The sequence below is a fragment of the Exiguobacterium sp. s183 genome (assembly GCF_018617655.1).
Classification (GTDB): Bacteria; Bacillota; Bacilli; order Exiguobacteriales; family Exiguobacteriaceae; genus Exiguobacterium; species Exiguobacterium aestuarii_A.
The window spans coordinates 1-18,181 of the sequence record NZ_JACSKN010000012.1; the positions used below are offsets into that span (position 1 = coordinate 1).

General features: G+C 46.0%; 16 protein-coding genes, 3 tRNA genes, 1 rRNA gene, 1 other RNA gene and 1 other annotated feature. Of the genes, 15 read left to right on the forward strand and 6 right to left on the reverse strand.

The window, feature by feature from the left end:
- Both rrf and guaB read left to right on the forward strand, forming a co-directional pair.
- Nucleotides 1-79, forward strand: a 5S ribosomal RNA gene (rrf, locus tag KNP62_RS15800); the annotation flags it as partial.
- Nucleotides 80-328: 249 nt separating this feature from the next.
- On the forward strand, nucleotides 329-1,792 hold the full coding sequence (gene guaB, locus KNP62_RS15215; protein WP_214697315.1) for an IMP dehydrogenase: 1,464 nt from the start codon (nucleotides 329-331) through the stop codon (nucleotides 1,790-1,792).
- Between the two features lie 41 nt (nucleotides 1,793-1,833).
- Here the strand turns inward: guaB and KNP62_RS15220 are convergent, their stop codons facing one another.
- The 3 genes from KNP62_RS15220 to pdxR all read right to left on the reverse strand — a co-directional run bounded on the left by KNP62_RS15220 (nucleotide 1,834) and on the right by pdxR (nucleotide 7,419).
- On the reverse strand, nucleotides 1,834-5,256 hold the full coding sequence (locus KNP62_RS15220) for an alpha-amylase family glycosyl hydrolase (RefSeq protein ID WP_214786327.1): 3,423 nt from the start codon (nucleotides 5,254-5,256) through the stop codon (nucleotides 1,834-1,836).
- A gap of 142 nt (nucleotides 5,257-5,398) precedes the next feature.
- The gene (locus KNP62_RS15225) at nucleotides 5,399-6,019 is read right to left on the reverse strand and encodes a class A sortase (RefSeq protein WP_214786329.1); all 621 of its coding nucleotides are present in this window, start codon (nucleotides 6,017-6,019) and stop codon (nucleotides 5,399-5,401) included.
- Nucleotides 6,016-7,419: a MocR-like pyridoxine biosynthesis transcription factor PdxR gene (gene pdxR / locus KNP62_RS15230; RefSeq protein WP_214786330.1), complete on the reverse strand. Its 1,404-nt coding sequence runs from the start codon at nucleotides 7,417-7,419 to the stop codon at nucleotides 6,016-6,018. Before pdxR ends, KNP62_RS15225 begins: the two co-directional genes overlap by 4 nt.
- Before the next feature lie 287 nt (nucleotides 7,420-7,706).
- Here pdxR and pdxS point away from each other — a divergent pair, with 287 nt between their 5' ends.
- From pdxS to KNP62_RS15265, 7 genes are all read left to right on the forward strand, one after another.
- The gene (gene pdxS / locus KNP62_RS15235) at nucleotides 7,707-8,597 is read left to right on the forward strand and encodes a pyridoxal 5'-phosphate synthase lyase subunit PdxS (protein ID WP_214697307.1); all 891 of its coding nucleotides are present in this window, start codon (nucleotides 7,707-7,709) and stop codon (nucleotides 8,595-8,597) included.
- On the forward strand, nucleotides 8,591-9,169 hold the full coding sequence (gene pdxT / locus KNP62_RS15240; RefSeq protein WP_214750030.1) for a pyridoxal 5'-phosphate synthase glutaminase subunit PdxT: 579 nt from the start codon (nucleotides 8,591-8,593) through the stop codon (nucleotides 9,167-9,169). The genes pdxS and pdxT overlap by 7 nt, the downstream gene beginning before the upstream one ends.
- Nucleotides 9,170-9,254: 85 nt before the next feature.
- On the forward strand, nucleotides 9,255-10,502 hold the full coding sequence (locus KNP62_RS15245) for a D-alanyl-D-alanine carboxypeptidase family protein (RefSeq protein ID WP_214786332.1): 1,248 nt from the start codon (nucleotides 9,255-9,257) through the stop codon (nucleotides 10,500-10,502).
- Nucleotides 10,503-10,520: 18 nt separating this feature from the next.
- Nucleotides 10,521-10,730: a binding site (T-box leader), on the forward strand.
- Between the two features lie 52 nt (nucleotides 10,731-10,782).
- A complete protein-coding gene (gene serS / locus KNP62_RS15250) occupies nucleotides 10,783-12,066 on the forward strand; it encodes a serine--tRNA ligase (protein WP_214697302.1) in 1,284 nt (427 codons plus the stop codon).
- A 138-nt stretch (nucleotides 12,067-12,204) separates the two neighbouring features.
- Nucleotides 12,205-12,295, forward strand: a tRNA-Ser gene (locus KNP62_RS15255).
- A 37-nt stretch (nucleotides 12,296-12,332) separates the two neighbouring features.
- A tRNA-Ser gene (locus KNP62_RS15260) sits at nucleotides 12,333-12,423 on the forward strand.
- Nucleotides 12,424-12,452: 29 nt separating this feature from the next.
- Nucleotides 12,453-12,542: transfer RNA gene (locus tag KNP62_RS15265), tRNA-Ser, on the forward strand.
- Nucleotides 12,543-12,664: 122 nt separating this feature from the next.
- Here KNP62_RS15265 and KNP62_RS15270 read toward each other — a convergent pair.
- Both KNP62_RS15270 and KNP62_RS15275 read right to left on the reverse strand, forming a co-directional pair.
- A complete protein-coding gene (locus tag KNP62_RS15270; protein ID WP_251125747.1) occupies nucleotides 12,665-13,336 on the reverse strand; it encodes a deoxynucleoside kinase in 672 nt (223 codons plus the stop codon).
- Nucleotides 13,333-13,968: a deoxynucleoside kinase gene (locus KNP62_RS15275; protein WP_214697300.1), complete on the reverse strand. Its 636-nt coding sequence runs from the start codon at nucleotides 13,966-13,968 to the stop codon at nucleotides 13,333-13,335. The genes KNP62_RS15270 and KNP62_RS15275 overlap by 4 nt, the downstream gene beginning before the upstream one ends.
- Before the next feature lie 121 nt (nucleotides 13,969-14,089).
- Here KNP62_RS15275 and tadA point away from each other — a divergent pair, with 121 nt between their 5' ends.
- The 6 genes from tadA (at nucleotide 14,090) to KNP62_RS15305 (ending at nucleotide 17,857) form a co-directional block, all read left to right on the forward strand.
- Nucleotides 14,090-14,590 (forward strand): tRNA adenosine(34) deaminase TadA, encoded by a 501-nt coding sequence (gene tadA, locus KNP62_RS15280; RefSeq protein WP_214750036.1) that lies wholly within the window; start codon nucleotides 14,090-14,092, stop codon nucleotides 14,588-14,590.
- Nucleotides 14,591-14,643: 53 nt separating this feature from the next.
- Nucleotides 14,644-14,911, forward strand: an RNA gene (gene ffs / locus KNP62_RS15285) — signal recognition particle sRNA large type.
- Between the two features lie 94 nt (nucleotides 14,912-15,005).
- Nucleotides 15,006-16,682 (forward strand): DNA polymerase III subunit gamma/tau, encoded by a 1,677-nt coding sequence (dnaX, locus tag KNP62_RS15290; protein WP_214786334.1) that lies wholly within the window; start codon nucleotides 15,006-15,008, stop codon nucleotides 16,680-16,682.
- Between the two features lie 14 nt (nucleotides 16,683-16,696).
- Nucleotides 16,697-17,014 carry a YbaB/EbfC family nucleoid-associated protein gene (locus KNP62_RS15295; protein WP_012727754.1) on the forward strand — a complete coding sequence of 106 codons (318 nt, stop codon included), beginning with the start codon at nucleotides 16,697-16,699 and terminating at the stop codon, nucleotides 17,012-17,014.
- Nucleotides 17,015-17,036: 22 nt separating this feature from the next.
- Complete coding sequence (gene recR / locus KNP62_RS15300) at nucleotides 17,037-17,636, forward strand: recombination mediator RecR (RefSeq protein WP_012727753.1); 600 nt, start codon at nucleotides 17,037-17,039, stop codon at nucleotides 17,634-17,636.
- The gene (locus KNP62_RS15305; protein ID WP_214697288.1) at nucleotides 17,633-17,857 is read left to right on the forward strand and encodes a YaaL family protein; all 225 of its coding nucleotides are present in this window, start codon (nucleotides 17,633-17,635) and stop codon (nucleotides 17,855-17,857) included. Before recR ends, KNP62_RS15305 begins: the two co-directional genes overlap by 4 nt.
- Nucleotides 17,858-17,983: 126 nt before the next feature.
- On the opposite strand, the gene KNP62_RS15310 is transcribed toward KNP62_RS15305, so the two are convergent.
- Nucleotides 17,984-18,181: hypothetical protein (locus tag KNP62_RS15310; RefSeq protein WP_214786336.1), on the reverse strand; the 198-nt coding region annotated here is incomplete at its 5' end.

Here is an 18,181-nt window from a genome sequence, read left to right on the forward strand (position 1 = left end):
GCCGAACACGGAAGTTAAGCGTCTCAGCGCCGAAAGTAGTTGGGGGATCTCCCCCTGTGAGGATAGGACGTTGCCAGGCAACAACGCAGGACGACCGAGCATACGCTCGGTCGTCTTTTTTGTATGTATGATGAAATCGAACTCCGTATTTATGTCCCTTTTATTATGAAACTCCGAACAATTCTCATCATTCATAGAGGAATGAACACAATTCTGACTTTTCTGAACATCGGGAATTGAATTGCACTTTTGCGTTATACCTGTTACCATTACAGAAATATTTCGAAACAAAGATGTAGGTAGAACGAGAAAGGGGCCATCAATTTTTATGTGGGAAAACAAGTTTGCAAAAGAAGGTTTAACGTTTGATGATGTATTACTCGTACCGAGGTTCTCAAATGTTTTACCGCGTGACGTTGATTTAAGCACAAAGCTCTGTGAAGGATTAGAATTGAATATCCCAATCATCAGTGCGGGTATGGATACCGTCACGGAAGCTCCGATGGCGATTGCTATGGCCCGTCAAGGCGGCTTAGGTGTCATTCATAAGAACATGTCAATGGAGATGCAGGCTGAGCATGTCGATCGCGTTAAGCGCTCAGAGAATGGTGTCATCACAAATCCTTTCTATTTAACTCCAGATCGTCAAGTGTATGATGCTGAGTATTTGATGAGTAAATATCGCATTTCTGGCGTACCAATCGTCAACTCAGAAGAAGAGCGTAAGTTGATTGGTATTTTGACGAATCGTGATCTTCGTTTCATCAAAGATTATTCTACCGTCATCAAGGATGTGATGACAACGGAAAACCTCATCACTGCAAAAGTAGGTACATCGCTTGAGGAAGCAGAACGTATTCTTCATCAACACCGCATTGAGAAACTTCCACTTGTCGATGAAGCTGGCGTATTGAAAGGTCTCATCACGACAAAAGATATCGAGAAGGTCGAGCAATTCCCAAACGCGGCAAAAGACAAGCAAGGTCGTCTTCTTGTAGCAGCTGCAGTCGGAGTAACAAAAGATGCAGCATCACGTGCTCAAGTACTTGTAGAAGCAGGCGTAGATGCATTGGTTATCGATACAGCACATGGACATTCGGCTGGTGTGCTTGAAAAAGTTCGTGAGTTGCGCGATACGTTCCCATCGCTCCCAATCATTGCAGGAAACGTAGCTACTGCTGAAGCGACACGTGCCTTGATTGAAGCTGGAGCATCGGTCATCAAAGTCGGAATTGGACCAGGATCAATCTGTACGACACGCGTCGTTGCAGGCGTTGGTGTTCCACAAATCACAGCTGTATATGATTGTGTCACAGAAGCAAAAGAGCATGGTGTATCAGTCATCGCTGATGGTGGAATCAAGTACTCAGGCGATATCGTCAAAGCCATCGCTGCTGGAGCAAACGCTGTCATGCTTGGTAGCTTGCTTGCCGGTGTGAAAGAGAGCCCAGGTGAGATGGAAATTTACCAAGGTCGTCAGTTTAAGACATACCGTGGTATGGGATCTGAAGCATCGATGAAGCGCGGTAGCCAAGACCGTTACTTCCAAGAAGCAGACAAAAAGTTCGTTCCAGAAGGAATCGAAGGACGTGTCGCCTATCGTGGCGAACTCGCTGACACGGTATATCAATTGATTGGTGGTCTTCGCTCAGGTATGGGATACTGTGGCGCTGCCGACATCCGCGCCCTTCGTGAAGACACACAATTCATTCGTATGACGGGTGCGGGTCTTCAAGAAAGTCACCCACACGATGTCAATATCACAAAAGAAGCACCGAACTACTCACGCTAATGTAAAAAGCCGCCATCCTGTACACTCAGGATGGCGGTTATTTATTTGCGCTTCTCTACTAAAATCACGGTACCCCCTTGATCTTGAGCAGGAAGTGAGACGGTGACTTTACCATTCTTTTGAACGATGTATTGTTTACCGCTATATCGGTCAATCAAAATGGTTTTCGCTTTATATGAAGTGCTAAAGGAAACGGTTTGAGCTTTCTCTTTCGTATTTAATCCGACGAGAACCGATTGTTTTCCATAACTTCGTTTGAAAATCGAATAGCCAGCCTCAGAATTTGCAGCGATGGACGAACGTGTCCCTTTACTGAATACGTGCGAATAGTCTGCACGGATATTCAAAAGTTTTTGATAGTGCGTATGCATCGCTTTTCCTTCACCTTTGACGCGAGACCAGTCGAAGTCATATCGATTTTCATTGAACTCGCCTTGATCCATATCGCCCGCATGCTTCCCAGATTGACCGACTTCTTCTCCGTAATAGATCACAGGTTGGCCTTTCGCCGTGATTTGAAGAGAGGCTGCGACCATTTGCTTACCAGTATCCCCGCCTGCCCGTGAGACGAGGAAGCCGTCTTCATCATGACTACTCAAGAATTGTCCGAGCGTCGCTTCGTTCGATAATTGCGTATTTCGATATTGAAGCGCCTTTTCAACGTCTTCGATATTGCCATTTATGAATCGTTCAGCTTGATATTTAAAATCAAAGTCGAGCAAGGAATCCATTTGACCACTTCTTAAGTAGCCGCCTGTGTTGTTGATACTCGCCCCGTAGTGCTCCCCAATCAATTTGAAATTCGGTTTGATTGCCGTTAATTCATTTTTAAATGATTTCCACGTTGTGGAGTCCACGTGTTTGACCGTATCGACACGGAAGTAATCAATCGTGTTGCCTTTTTTCGTTTTCGATCGTTTGATCCAATCCGTCTGCCATTTGACCAACTGTTCTCGAACGGCAGCTTCTTCCGTCTTGAAATCGGGAAGACCGGATAGCGACATTTTGATGTCGTCTCCGTCGACCGGATTTTCACGAATCATTCCATCGAATACTTGTCGTTCTGCATCCGTTGGGAAGTTTGTTACAGATGAGCTTGCCCCAGGCTCCATTCCGTAGCCAGGATGGTTTAAGACGACGTCGACCATAATTTTCATTCCACGCTTATGCGCTTCATCAATCAGTTTATGGAAGGCAGCCATATCCCCGAGATGTTCATCGAGTTTTTCAAAGTTCTTGGCCCAATACCCATGATATCCATACTGAGAACCGTCTTTTCCATATCGTAAATCCCAATCGATGTTATCCACAATTGGCGTGATCCAAATCGTATTGATACCAAGATCGTCTAAATAATCGAGTTTTTTTGTGACACCTGCAAAATCGCCACCATGGTAAGACTCAGGATGATCTTTGTCATAGTATTCACGATTCGGGTTGTCATTGGATAAATCTCCGTTGTAGAAGCGATCGGTGAGCATGAAATAGATGCGCGCCTCATCCCAGTCAAACGCTTGTTTTTCCTTCATCGTTTTAGGGACGACACGAATCGTTGTTTTCGAGCGATGAACGTTTCCATATTGGTCGATTGCAGTGACGGCAAGCGTCTTATTTCCAGGTTTGACTGTGTCTTTCACCGCGATTGTTTGGGCGTTTAACGCACGATCAATGTGTAACTTTTCAGGACCGCCGAGTGGGCGTGCATCGATATAGAGTTCTCGGAGTGTCACACCTTTTGGCAAGGTCGGGTTTACTCGAACAACCGCATTTTCACGAGAGCTGATGGCTTTCGGACTGACAGAAGAAGTGAGTTTGACTGTTGGTTGACGATATTCGATTTGAGAAGCCTCGAAATAAGGATCTTTCACTTCAGTCGTGACGCCGTCCTTCGTGACGAGATACGTGTAGTCATGGATTCCTTCAGGTAAACGTACCGTGTAGCGGAACCACTCGTTTTCTGGCTCATAAGTCATCGGGTACGTCTCGCCATTGATTTTGAGTGCGACCTGATCGATTTCATCCATTTCTCCTGCTTCATAGAGTGCTACATCACGATAGAAGAATTGAACCCCATCTGTACCGTATTCGGGACCACTGATTGTCGGAACTTGATGGAAGGCACCTTTTCCGCTTTCGGCGACGACCTTCGTGACGCGGTCTTCTCCGAGCGTGACGTATCTGTCTTCTCCATAAGCATCCTTAACGGCCCAGTCCGTGCCTTTTCGAATGACAAACCCAACTTTCGTGGCGTCTTGACCAACCGGGATACGGAAGATGGCCCCATCGTCAGTTATCCGGTATGGATCGATTTGTCCGTCTTTTTTCCCTGTGCTCCATGTCCATAAGTTCCAATCCGTATAGTCATGATCGGCACGGACATACTTCATTTCGATATAGCGTGTCGTTTCCCAAGGATCAGCGAGCTTTGTTGCTGTTTTGAAAGTAGTCGTCAATGCCGGGAGTGTTGTATTCGAAATCGTTCCAGTCACTGCACCTTCTGGAATAGTGGCCGTATATGACGTATTGAGAGCGAGAGCTTCTTTCGGTTGAAGTGTCACGCTCGTACCGTTCGTCGTCACATCAACGGGGACACGCGTCTCCCCTTGCTGTAAGGTAACCGATGTGGAATCCAAACGGACGGGTTCATTAAATGTCCACGTGATTGGAGCAGACACATCCACATCAATGGATGATGAGGCCGGGGTCACGGACGCAACTTCAAGTTGGTCGATCGTCTCTACCCCATTTAAGGTGAACGGGGCACTATAAACAGATTGTGTGGATGGCGTGGCGGACACGTTCCAACTATTGGCCAATTGATTGGCAGCATTACTCGGAATCGTATCGAACGCCCCATGTTCTCCGGCGTTATTTCCGCTTAATACAGTTAAGGCGCGGACTTGATCTCCATTGTTTAAGCCGAGTAATGACAGAGGAACTTTTCCTTCAAATCCTTTCGTTCGGTCTAAGGCAAAAGCCGCACCGTTCAACTGATTCAATTGTAAAAGTGGTTTCTCTTGACCAGCCTGATAAAGAGCAGCCTCTTTTACATTTTGATCGCCATCGACTCGGACGAGAATATGATACTGAGGCGCCTTGTCGACACCTTTAAAATCGAATGGATAACCGAGGGGATTCGTCGATACACCTGAATCTTCATCGTTGATTTGAAGTGCGATGTTGATATATTGCCCGTTGTCTCCCCAGTTCGGGACATTATTCGCGTCTACGTAAAAATAAAGATGTTGGGCATCATTGTTTATGTATAAATCACCGACATCAAATCCTTGCCATCCAGCAGTAGGAGAACTTGCGAGGGCGGGAATATTAGCCCAATCTGTTTTTGCCCCATCAATTGTGATTGCAGTCGGTTCAGCTAATGCGTTCATCGGAACCCCGGCTTGAATGAGCAATGCACTAGACAGGAATAAAGTCGAAGCCTGACGAGCAGTTTTTTTCTTCATGAGACACCTCTTTTGTAGAATTGAATTGCACAACTTTATGCAAACGTTTTCAAAAATAGTTTAGCGGAAGTTGTAAGCGCTAACAATATGTTTTTGAAAAAACAATAAATAACCGCGTCTCCTGTTGATTGGGGAGATGCGGTCATGATTCAGAAGTGACGAGTGAACCTTTGACGATGAGTCGCTCTGTCGTATCGAACGTACAAGTGATCAATGTAAGGGTAGGAGTAGTTGTTTCATCCAATACATCAACTTGTTCAGGAGAGACAGTCTCAAGCGATGTCACGATGTATTCGTAAGTGTGCGTATCATCTCGAAGATAGATCTTCATACCAACATGGACTTCATGGAGCGGACCGAATAGAGCGGTCGCATGTTGTAAATAATGACCGGCTAGTGCGTAATTGCCTACCCCCATTTGTTGATCAGGATGCATGGTTCCCGCTCCGACGGCGAGACCCTCATCATCTAACCCTTTTATAATCGGAAGCTCCAGTGAAACATCTGGAATCGAAATGACACCGATTGTCGGCAACTGATGAAACCGATTGCGCGCTTGCAAGACGTCCGCTAAGGAAAGTGGTGTGACTGCCGCAAAATCATAATTCGACTCGAATTTACTCTCGTCTTGCAATTCCATATGTTCAACGACATATTCACTCGTTGAACTGGCGATATTCTCTTTCCAAATCGAGCTCGTTAAAAAGAAGAGACCGCTGCCGAGTAAACAGATTCCGATGATCCATTGGACGTGTCGCTTCATGGAGTCACTCCTTTCGGGATTTCCCAGGCATCCATCAACTGATCAATCACATTCGGTAACGAGGATTCAGGCAAGTGTGCAAAGCCAAACAAAAATTGTTTGTGCGAATCTGGGTGTACGATGCGATAGTCGTTCATCGATTTGATGGCGATTTCCGACAATTCAGCGGATTGTTTCAATTTTTGCTCTGTCCGATCGCTGATGACGGTCAAGACAACGTGCAATCCAGCGCTCGCACCTGTCACTGTGACAATCGGTTCGAATGGGCGGAAGGCGGCGAGCACGATTTCTAACTTGCGGCGGTATATTTTTCGCATCCGATTCAAATGCTTCTCGAAGTCACCACTCGACATAAATAGAGCCAACGTATGCTGTTCGAATCGTGGGACGCTACACGTGAAGTAATGATGTCGCTCTCGGTAACGATTCAATAGAGGTGTTGGTAGCACCATATACCCAATACGAAGGGATGGCATGAGTGATTTCGAGAAAGTACTGATATAGATGACACGTTCGTTCGGGTCCATACTTTGAAGAGAGGGGATGGGTTTACCACTATAACGGAACTCACTATCGTAATCGTCCTCAATGATGTACGTCTGGTGAACGAGCGCCCAATTTAATAAACGTTGGCGTCGACTGACGGATAGGACAGTACCTGTCGGAAATTGATGGGCAGGTGTCACGTATAGCGCATCGATTACATGACGCTCGAGCTCACTGACACAAACTCCACTTTCATCTACGGGGATCGGGATAGAGGTGCGTCCCTGTTGCTCGAATAAAAGACGGGTGAGCGGATAGCCGGGATCTTCAATGCCAAAGACCGATGCGTCAGGTAACAAATCCAAAAGCTGTGGAAGGAGTTGTTCCGTTCCTGATCCGACGATGATTTGTTCAGGTGAACATTGGACGCCTCGTGAATGATAGAGATAGGTCGCAATTTCCTGTCGTAGCTCGAGATCCCCTTGGACGGAACCTAGCGCGAGTAGCTCATGATGAACCTCATCGACAACGTTCTTGACGTGTCGTTTCCAACGTTCAAACGGAAAAGCGGTCGTATCGATTTGACTTGGCGATACATCGTACGTATACGTCTTTTTAGGTGGGGACGGCGTGATGGTGCTGCTCGATCGTCGGACGTATAGTTCCTCTTGCGGCAAGACATAAAATCCTTTCCGAGGAACGGATTCAATGTACCCTTCGGCGAGTAACTGGGCGTAAGCGAACTCGACTGTCGTCTGAGACACATCCAAAAATTGAGAGAGTTTGCGTTTCGAAGGTAACTTGGTACCCGTCTTTAATGTATCGTCGACGATAGCATCCCGAATGTGTTTATATAACTGCTCATATAGCGGGATGGACGAGTCTTGTTCAAGTGAGAAAGTAAGCATATCCATAAAACAATGTTCCTTTCTTTACGAACCGAAAAAGAAGTATAAGAGAAAACCGAGGATAATCAAGGCTGAGACAATTCCAGGTGTACCAAATGAGGCGCGATGACCTCCTTCAAACGGATCACGGTCGAACATACTGATTCCTCCTTTATACTTCAACACGTTCGAGATAGTAGCCATAGAGTCCTTTATCCAAACTGACCACTTTAAAAAATAAGAATCTGGCACTTTTAATATAGTCAATCCAGCTTATACTAGCAAGTAGAACATGAACTCATGGAGGGATTTCAATGGAAAAGAGACAAGTGGGAACAGATAAAGTAAAACGTGGGATGGCTGAAATGCAAAAAGGTGGCGTCATCATGGACGTCATCAACGCAGAGCAGGCGAAAATTGCTGAAGCTGCAGGTGCGGTTGCTGTCATGGCACTTGAACGTGTGCCTTCGGATATCCGTAAAATGGGTGGGGTTGCCCGTATGGCCGACCCGACAATCATTGAAGACGTCATGGGAGCAGTATCTGTTCCGGTTATGGCAAAATGCCGTATCGGACATATCGCTGAAGCTCGTGTACTCGAGTCGATGGGGGTCGACTTTATCGATGAGAGTGAAGTATTGACGCCAGCAGATGAAGAGTTCCATTTGTACAAACGCGACTATACAGCACCGTTCGTATGTGGAGCACGTGACCTTGGCGAAGCGGCTCGTCGTATCGGCGAAGGCGCGGCAATGATTCGTACAAAAGGTGAGCCAGGAACAGGGAACATCGTGGAAGCGGTTCGTCACATGCGCACCGTACAAGCACAAGTGAAGCGTCTCTTGTCGATGAGCGTGGATGAAGTCATGACAGAGGCTCGTGATCTCGGAGCTCCATTTGAAGTGCTTATGCAAATTCGTGAAGCGGGTCGTCTCCCAGTCGTTAACTTTGCGGCGGGTGGAATCGCGACACCAGCTGATGCTGCCTTGATGATGCATCTCGGAGCAGATGGTGTCTTCGTCGGATCTGGTATCTTCAAAGCGGAGAACCCAGAGAAATTCGCACGTGCCATCGTAGAAGCGACAACGTACCACGATGACTATGAGCGGATTGCACATCTTTCAAAAGGATTAGGTGAGGCGATGAAAGGACTAGACGTCCGTACGCTCAAAGATGAAGAACTCATGGCACCACGAGGATGGTAACGATTGGCGTATTAGGGATGCAGGGCGCAATTCGTGAGCATGTTCGTATGCTTGAAGCGCTCGGTGCTCAAACCGTTGTAGTCCGCTCGCTAGAAGACTTGAAAGCAATCGATGGATTAGTCTTACCAGGTGGAGAAAGTACCGCGATGCGACGTTTACTCGATCGTTATGAGTTACTTGAGCCACTTCGCGACATGGAGACGTTACCGATGTTTGGTACATGTGCCGGCATGATTCTTCTCGCAAACGAAGTCGAAGGGTATGACGCCCACTTAAAGAAAATTCCGATGACAGTAAAACGTAATGCATTCGGACGTCAGGTCGACAGTTTTGAAGTCGATCTTCCGGTAAAAGGAATCGATGAGCCAGTCGAAGCGGTGTTTATTCGTGCCCCACAAGTGGCGCGAGTTGAACCGGAAGTAGACGTGCTCGCTGAAGTCGAGGAAGCGATTGTAGCAGTTCGTTATAACCAGTACCTGGCTTGTTCGTTCCATCCGGAATTGACGGAAGATTTATCATTGCACCGCTATTTCATCGAGATGGTTAAAGAAAATCAGAAGCAATATGCATAAGTTTGGAGGACCTCATAAAAAGGGGGTCCTTCAAACTTATTTTTTGTTACACTGAACAAAGAAGCGTACAGAAAGGGGAAACTATGTGAAGGCTCGCTATTTAATCATGTTGTTTGTTGCCATGCTGCTTGTACAAGTAATCGTACCCTCAGTCGCCTCTGCGGCCGCGCCAAAAGTCGACGCGGCGAGCGCGATGCTCGTAGACGTGACGACAGGGCAGGTCTTATTTACAAAACAGGAAGACGCCATGCTTCAGCCGGCTTCAATCACAAAATTGATGACGGCATTTTTGACGCGTGAAGCGATCGAAGAAGGAAAGCTCAGTTGGAATCAAGAGGTTACACCGAGTGACGCTGCCTTGGCGCTGACGAGAAAACCGGGACTTGCACGAATCCCGCTACTGAATAAACCGTATACCGTCAAAGAGTTATACGATGCAGCATTAATTCGTTCGGCGAACGAAGCGGCTGTGACGCTCGGGGAAGCGGTGTCTGGTTCAGAAGATGCGTTCGTCAAAGAAATGAATCGTCGAGCGGATGAATTAGGGATGACACAAACGACGTTCGCGAATGCATCGGGACTCGATTCTGTGTCAGCCGGTCTACCAGGAGATAATTTGACATCTGCCAATGATTTAATGAAGTTGGCGATTGCGTATTTGACGACTTATCCGGAAGTGCTCGACGTGACGAAACGGGCATACGTGGATGTCGATGGTGTTCGCTTTGACGCGACGAACCGAATGCTCGCCGACCGGGATCTCGCCTATCCAGGGATGCTTGGCTTTAAGACGGGAACAACGAATGAAGCAGGCTATTGTTTTGTCGGTGTGTCGACGCGGGATGGTCGCACTGTGTTATCCGTCGTTCTTGGCGCACCATCTGATGAGGGACGCTATGTCGCGACGAAAGCGTTACACGACTATGCATACGCAGATTTCGTCATGACACCGATTTTACGGACGGGGGAAACCATTTCGGAAACGGCAACGGTCTCTCAAGGTGAAACGGAACAAGTCGCTGTCCGGACGACGAATGACTTTGAAGTGTTAGTCGAAAAAGGGAAACCTGTCCCTGAACCGAAAGTTGAACTGCTCGAATTGGAGGCTCCAATCAAGATTGATACACAGGCAGGTACGGTCACCATCGACTCCTCGGATCAAGTTCGCTATTTAGAAGGGGAGACGCCTCCGAAGATGACGCTTGTCACGGCAGAGGCGGTTGATACGGCTTCGTTTTTGACGAGAATGACGCGAGCATTTGTTGATTTCCTCGATCAAATCAGATTGGCACTTGGAAAAATCAGTCTTGTCGAACAAGTTCAGATGTTGTAAAGTAAGATTAATTCAATGACAGATGCGATGATGAGAATAAGTACGTTACGTACGTCTACTGACAGAGAGCTAGTGGTTGGTGCAAACTAGTGAGATGGCGTAACCGAATCGGCCTCGGAGCATTGACTTGGAAACAAGTCACGTTTGGCACACGTTACGTGCATCGAGTGGCTCATGCATTTGGGCAACGAGGGTGGCAACGCGGATCCAAGGTGGTTCGTCCCTTTCCTACGGGAAAGGGACGTGCCGCCTTTTTTATATGAAAAAAGGAGGAACAACAATGTTAGACATTAAACGTTTACGACAAGATTTTGAAGGGATTAAAGAAAAATTAGCTTACCGTGGAGAAGATTTGAGTGCACTTGACCGCTTCCCGCAGTTAGAAGAAAAGCGCCGTGACTTGATTAACGAAGTGGAAGTAAAGAAAGCGAAGCGCAATGAAGCGACAAAACAAATCGCTGAACTAAAACGCAACAAACAAGATGCAGAAGGTCCAATCTTGGAAACACGCCGACTTGGGGATGAAATCAAATTGTTGGATGAGGAGTTACGAGAAGTAGAGGCAGAGCTTAACTTGATCTTGCTCAGCATTCCAAACATCCCACATGAGTCAACTCCAATCGGTGAGACAGAAGACGATAACGTGACGATTCGCGAAATCGGAACAAAGCCTGATTTTGATTTCGAGCCGAAGCAACATTGGGACGTGATGGAAGACCTAAAAATCGTCGATGTCGAGCGCGCTGGAAAAGTAACGGGTAGCCGTTTTGTCTTCTATAAAGGATTAGGTGCTCGCTTAGAACGTGCTCTGATCAACTTTATGATGGACCTTCATTCAGACGAGCATGGATACTCAGAAGTATTGCCACCGTACATGGTCAATCGTGATTCGATGATCGGAACAGGTCAACTTCCTAAATTTGAAGAAGATGCGTTCAAAGTAGAGGACACGAACTACTTCCTCGTTCCAACAGCTGAAGTGCCAGTTACAAACATGCACCGTGAAGAAATCATCCCGGAAACACAGCTTCCGATTACGTATACAGCATATAGCGCTAACTTCCGTTCTGAAGCCGGTTCAGCTGGTCGTGATACACGTGGCTTGATTCGTCAGCACCAGTTCAACAAAGTCGAGCTCGTCCGCTTCGTGAAACCAGAAGAGTCATATGAACAACTAGAATTATTGACAGGTCATGCTGAAGAGGTGTTGAAGCGTCTTGGACTTCCGTATCAAGTACTCAGCATGTGCACGGCAGACCTCGGCTTCACAGCTGCGAAAAAATACGACATCGAAGTATGGATGCCAGCACAAGGGATGTATCGTGAGATTTCTTCTTGCTCTAACTTCGAAGATTTCCAAGCGCGTCGTGCGGGAATTCGCTTCCGTCGTGATGCCAACGCGAAACCAGAATTCGTTCATACATTGAACGGCTCAGGATTGGCAGTCGGTCGAACGGTGGCAGCGATTTTGGAAAACTATCAACAGGCGGATGGATCTGTCGTCATTCCAGAAGTTCTTCGTCCTTATATGGGTGGAAAAGAAAAGATTGAAATGCCGAACTAAACACTTGAGCCGCCTCAATTTTGAGGCGCTCAATTTTTTTTAATGTTTTTTCACAAAAGGGTTTGACATCTGTCTCTTCAGTTGGTACTATAAATCATGTCGAGCGACACTGTTGCTCACGAATTGCATATGAGCTTTGGAGGTGTACCCAAGTGGTTTAAGGGAACGGTCTTGAAAACCGTCAGGGGTGTAACAGCCTGCGTGGGTTCGAATCCCACCACCTCCTCCATTTCTTTTTTGGAGGCTCACACAATTTTATATCTTTTGGAGGTGTACCCAAGTGGTTTAAGGGAACGGTCTTGAAAACCGTCAGGGGTGTAACAGCCTGCGTGGGTTCGAATCCCACCACCTCCTCCACTTTCTTTTTTTTACACTTTTTTAGGCCTGGAGTTGTACCCAAGTCCGGCTGAAGGGGACGGACTCGAAATCCGTTAGGAGTCGCAAGGCTCGCGTGGGTTCGAATCCCACCAACTCCGCTTTCAATCGGGCATCTGCAGAGGCAGATGCATTTTTTGTATCCACAGACATATGCGCTGTGGATTTTTTTATGCACAAAAAAGAGAGATCACGCTTTTGATGGCGTAATCACTCTGTATGATTATCTAACTTTTGCTTCGCGAGCAATCGTTAACTGCTTTTCGATTTTTTCAAGGATGAGTTCGACTGAGTCTGGGTCTTTGATGAGGTCGTACTCTTCAATCGAGAGGCGTAGTACTGGGCACAAGTTGAAGTTGTTGATCCACTCTGTGTAGCGTTCGTACATCTCTTCCCAATAAGCGATTGGTGTTTGTTGCTCCATCTCGCGACCGCGCATCTGGATACGTTCAAGGACTTGTTCGAACGAACCTTCAAGATAAATCAATAGGTCAGGGTGTGGGAAGAAGGGTGTTAACACCATAGCCTCGAACAAACTTGAATACGTTTCGTAGTCTGTTGGTGACATCGTCCCTTTTTCATAATGCATTTTTGCGAAGATGCCTGTGTCTTCATAGATGGAACGGTCTTGAATGAAGCCGCCCCCGTATTGGAAGATTTTCTTCTGTTCTTTAAAGCGTTCTGCTAAGAAGTAAATTTGAAGATGGAAACTCCAACGTTCAAAATCATGATAGAATTTATCGAGGTAAGGGTTCGTATCTACTTTCTCTAGCGACGTTCGGAAGTTTAAAGCATCGGCTAACGAATTGGTAATCGTCGATTTCCCGATTCCAACCATTCCACCGATTGTAATGATCGTATCGTTCGGAATGTTATATTTATCAATCAGCTTCATTTTAATTGTGCTCCTTTAGTTAATTCTAATTCGCGTTCAATCGTCTTCAGGACATGTGTCAAATCGTCCGGATTGTGTACAAAGTCGAGTTCATCCCCACTAAATGAGAGGATTTTCACTTCTGGATGGGCCGCGCGATAGGATTCGACGAACGTCTCATAATCGTGAGCAAGCTGTTCGAGATAATCGCGAGACATATTTTCTTCCACTTCACGTCCACGCAAAGCAACGCGTTTCATCAGTGTCTCAATGCTGGCGTGTAAGTAAATGACGACATCAGGTTTCGGCATATCATGTGTCAAAATCTTATAAATCTGCTCGTACTTGTTTAAATGCGCAGGTTTCAACGAACGGTGAGCAAAAATCAAGTTTTTGAAAATATGATAGTCCGAAACGACGGATTGCTGTTGACTCAAGTGGTGTTTATGAATATCATCCAACTGCTTGAATCGATTGCATAAGAAGAACATTTCCGTTTGGAAACTCCATTCTTCGATATCTTCATAAAACTTGCCGAGAAATGGGTTCTCTTCTACAATTTCATTCAGCATCTGCATCGAGAAATGCTGACTGATGATATGGGCCAGTGATGTTTTCCCGACACCAATCGGTCCTTCTACCGTTATAAACATATGATGTCATCCTCCATTATCCAAAGTGCAAGTTCCATTCTAGCATAGAATGCGAATGATATGGCGAGGGATTTGATTTTCATTTTTTTTCATAGTGTTAAATAAGAAATGAGGTGAATCGATGGAACGTGATGAACGATTTATGCAGTTGGCCATCGAAGAAGCAAAGAAAGCAGAGGCCATCGGTGAGGTTCCGATCGGCTGTGTGATTGTGAAAGGTGATGAAGTGATTGCGACTGGTCATAATCGTCGTGAAACAGATTTATTGGCAGCGGCTCATGCTGAGATGATTGCGATTGAATCAGCAAATCGATCACTGGGCAATTGGCGATTAGAAGATTGTGAGTTATACGTCACACTCGAACCGTGTCCAATGTGTGCGGGTGCCATTGTGCTATCCCGAGTGAAGCGGGTCATCTTCGGTGCACATGATCCGAAAGGGGGTTGTTGCGGTACGTTGATGAATTTGGTACAAGATGAACGATTCAATCATCAGGCTGACGTAACCGAAAATGTTTTAGCAGAAGAATGTGGACGACTTCTAACTGATTTCTTCCGGGCGCTTAGAGAAAGGAAGAAACAAGAGAGACTTCATCAGAGAGGTTGCAACCCAATCGATTAAACAGTATAATGTAATAGCACTCGAGATAGTGCATAATTTCATTTACCCATTTGCCGTGCTAGGTGGGGAGGTAGCGGTGCCCTGTCACTCGCAATCCGCTGTAGCGAGACTGAATCCCGATTCGAGGGAGTGCGCTGGTGTGGTCTGCCTTATGTAAGTGGCGTTGACGTCTGAGTCCTGCGCAACGGTCACCCATGAACCAGGTCAGGTCCGGAAGGAAGCAGCCTTAAGTGGTGACGTACCGTGTGCCGCAGGGGTGCTTGGGCTGAGCAAACTGCATGAGTAACGCATGTTGACGTGCTTTCAGAAATCGGTGCGCGGCAGATTTATTTTATAACTTCAATCTATGGCCCCAGGGCTGTAGATTTTTTTGTATGATGAGATAGAGAAGAAAAGTGGGGAAGGAGGCGAACTCATGGCGTATCAAGCGTTATATCGAGTATACAGACCTCAGTCATTTCAAGAGGTCGTCGGTCAAGTCCATATCACACGTACGATTCAAAACGCTTTATTAGAGGAGCGGATGTCACACGCATATTTATTTTCAGGTCCACGCGGGACAGGGAAGACGAGCTTAGCGAAAATCATTGCTAAGGCGATCAACTGTGAAAGTGCACCGACACGTGAACCGTGTAATACCTGTCCGACGTGTATCGCTATCACGGAAGGTACGAGCCCGGACGTGTTTGAAATCGATGCGGCATCAAATAATGGAGTTGACGAAATTCGAGAAATCCGAGACAAAGTCAAATACCCACCGTCTCAAGGTCGCTACAAAGTATATATCATTGATGAAGTGCATATGTTGTCGACAGGTGCATTCAATGCATTATTGAAAACACTTGAAGAACCGCCAGCACATGCGATTTTTATTTTGGCAACGACAGAACCGCATAAAATTCCGGCAACGATTATTTCGCGCTGTCAGCGATTTGATGTCAAACGACATGAAGTGAGTCAATTGCAAACCCGGATGGCCTATATTTTGAATGATCAAGACCATGATTATGATCCGGAAGCATTGAAACTAATTGCACGGGCTGCTGATGGCGGGATGAGGGATGCCCTTAGCTTGCTTGATCAGGCCTTGGCATTTAGCGATGGGCGTCTGACGGAAGAAGCGGTGTTAGAAGTAACGGGTGCTGTGACGGATGAAACACTGCTCGAAATGGCATACGGATTACAGAAAAAAGAGTTGAATGCGATTTTGAGTACGCTTGAAATGATGTTACGTGAAGGGAAAGATTTAAAGCGTTTCATCGAAGACTTAGTGTTCGTCCATCGGGATGCGTTACTGTTGAAAGCATCTCCGCAAGCTGCCGATTTATTAGAGCGCGCTCGTCCGACTGATGATTTTCGTCAGTTTGTCGAAGCGACTTCGACGGACGAATTGTTCCAAGTGATTGAAGAGCTCAATGAGTGCCAGCAGCAAATGAGGCTGTCGAATCATCCGAAGGTGTTGGTAGAGTTAACGTTCATTCGAATTGCAGAACAAGGTCGCACGATCAGTGAGCAGATGACACAACTTCAAGACCAAGTGCGTGAGTTGAGCCGCGAATTGAATGAAGTGAAGAAGAATGGCGTGACTGTGACAGGTGGAGAGGTGGAAAAACCGAAGCCTGCTCCGAAACGGACACAAATCCGAGTGCCGAAAGAGCGGATTCGCCAATTACTTCAGCGAGCTGAGCGGCAGCATTTGAATGCGATTCGCGATAGTTGGGGCGACATCATGACGAATATTCGGATACAGGATGGTCCAATCTTTGCACTCTTCTATGAAAGTGAGGCTGTCCTTTGTGCAAGTGACACCTTACTGGTACAATTTAAAGATGGAATGACATGGCACTATGAACAAGTGAGTTCGAATGGTCGTACGCGTGATGTAATCGAGCAGGCGTTATTTGAAGTTACGGGGATTCGTCGTGAAATTATGGCGGTGCTTGAAACGGATTGGAATGAACTGAAGAATGAGTTCATCCTTCAAAAACAAGCAGAGCGGACAGAACGAGTCGAAGAACCAGAAACTGAGGACCCGTTGGTTGCACAGGCGATGGAACGTTTTGGCGATGTCGTTGAAATCGAAGAAACATAAGGGAGGCGCTCTGAATGCGTGGAATGGGAAATATGAATAACATGATGAAACAAATGCAAAAGATGCAAAAAGATATGGCGAAAGCTCAAGAAGAACTAAAAGAGTTATCAGTAGAAGGTACTGCAGGAGGCGGCATGGTAAAAGTTGTCGTCAGCGGTCATAAAGAAGTTTTAGATGTCATCATTGCAGAAGATGTCGTCGACCCGGACGATGTAGATATGTTGCAGGATCTTGTCTTAGCAGCAATTAATGATGCGATGAAGCAAGCTGATCAGCTTGTGAATGATAAGATGGGACGTTTCACACAAGGTATGAATCTCCCAGGCTTTTAAGTGAAGAAAGGATCGATGCGAGTTGCAATACCCTGAAGCCATTGGACGATTGATTGAGAGTTTTACGAAACTACCTGGAATCGGTCCGAAAACTGCAGTGCGTTTGGCGTTCCATGTATTAGATATGGAAGAAGACGATGTATTAACGTTTGCGAAGTCACTCGTCAGTGCGAAACGGGACATCAAATATTGTACCGTGTGCGGTCACATTACAGATATTGATCCTTGTGCAATCTGTAAAGACTCACATCGGGATGAAACGGTAGTTTGTGTGGTTCAAGATTCAAGAGACGTGATTGCCATGGAGAAAATGAGAGAGTACAGAGGGAAATATCATGTTCTTCATGGAGCTATAAGTCCAATGGAGGGGATTGGTCCAGAGGATATTAACGTTTCAAGCTTGCTGACACGGTTACAAGAGAACGAGTCAATTCAAGAAGTGATCTTAGCGACGAACCCGAACATTGAGGGAGAAGCGACTTCGATGTATTTATCACGCTTACTTAAGCCGACAGGAATCCGTGTAACTCGTCTTGCGCATGGTTTGCCCGTCGGTGGGGATTTGGAGTATGCGGACGAAGTGACCTTGTCTCGAGCGATGGAAGGTAGAAGAGAATTATGAAATGGTTTCGTAAGTCGTTAAAAGATGATTATGATCAACGACTACTGACTGAGTTGATGGAAGCGAAAGCTAAGTTTGAGTCGAAACGTCGGATGCTTGAAGTTAGCATCGAAGATACAGGAGAATTAGCGGCTCAAGTGAAGCAAGCAGAAGCTCTTTACTTTTTCTATTTGAAAGAGGCGAAAAAACGAAATGTATCCTTATCGTCTCTCCGTTCATAAGGCGAAGCCGTTGGCTCGCCTTATTTTATTTTTAACCCTATATAATGAAGAAAAAAATATAGTGTGAGTGATTAAAGCATAATTTAATAAATTTCTTAAAACTATTTTAATAAAAGGGTTGCGTGGTTAAAGTTTTACTGATATATTAATAGACGTCGCCGAGATAAGCGGCAAACAAAATAAAAAATATTTTAAAAAGTGATTGACCTTTTGTTCTTCACTTGGTAAGATATTAAAGTCGCCAAGAGCGGCAGACGAACTTTGAAAACTGAACGATGAGGCAAAAATAAGTTTTACAATTTTTGAATGAAGCGCAAGCTTCGT

Excerpts from the sequence above, each read along its gene's own strand:
- guaB (WP_214697315.1), top strand. The coding sequence starts at position 329 with ATGTGGGAAAACAAGTTTGCAAAAGAAGGTTTAACGTTTGATGATGTA.
- KNP62_RS15220 (WP_214786327.1), bottom strand. The coding sequence starts at position 5,256 with ATGAAGAAAAAAACTGCTCGTCAGGCTTCGACTTTATTCCTGTCTAGT.
- KNP62_RS15225 (WP_214786329.1), bottom strand. The coding sequence starts at position 6,019 with ATGAAGCGACACGTCCAATGGATCATCGGAATCTGTTTACTCGGCAGC.
- pdxR (WP_214786330.1), bottom strand. The coding sequence starts at position 7,419 with ATGGATATGCTTACTTTCTCACTTGAACAAGACTCGTCCATCCCGCTA.
- pdxS (WP_214697307.1), top strand. The coding sequence starts at position 7,707 with ATGGAAAAGAGACAAGTGGGAACAGATAAAGTAAAACGTGGGATGGCT.
- pdxT (WP_214750030.1), top strand. The coding sequence starts at position 8,591 with ATGGTAACGATTGGCGTATTAGGGATGCAGGGCGCAATTCGTGAGCAT.
- serS (WP_214697302.1), top strand. The coding sequence starts at position 10,783 with ATGTTAGACATTAAACGTTTACGACAAGATTTTGAAGGGATTAAAGAA.
- KNP62_RS15270 (WP_251125747.1), bottom strand. The coding sequence starts at position 13,336 with ATGAAGCTGATTGATAAATATAACATTCCGAACGATACGATCATTACA.
- KNP62_RS15275 (WP_214697300.1), bottom strand. The coding sequence starts at position 13,968 with ATGTTTATAACGGTAGAAGGACCGATTGGTGTCGGGAAAACATCACTG.
- tadA (WP_214750036.1), top strand. The coding sequence starts at position 14,090 with ATGGAACGTGATGAACGATTTATGCAGTTGGCCATCGAAGAAGCAAAG.
- dnaX (WP_214786334.1), top strand. The coding sequence starts at position 15,006 with ATGGCGTATCAAGCGTTATATCGAGTATACAGACCTCAGTCATTTCAA.
- KNP62_RS15295 (WP_012727754.1), top strand. The coding sequence starts at position 16,697 with ATGCGTGGAATGGGAAATATGAATAACATGATGAAACAAATGCAAAAG.
- KNP62_RS15305 (WP_214697288.1), top strand. The coding sequence starts at position 17,633 with ATGAAATGGTTTCGTAAGTCGTTAAAAGATGATTATGATCAACGACTA.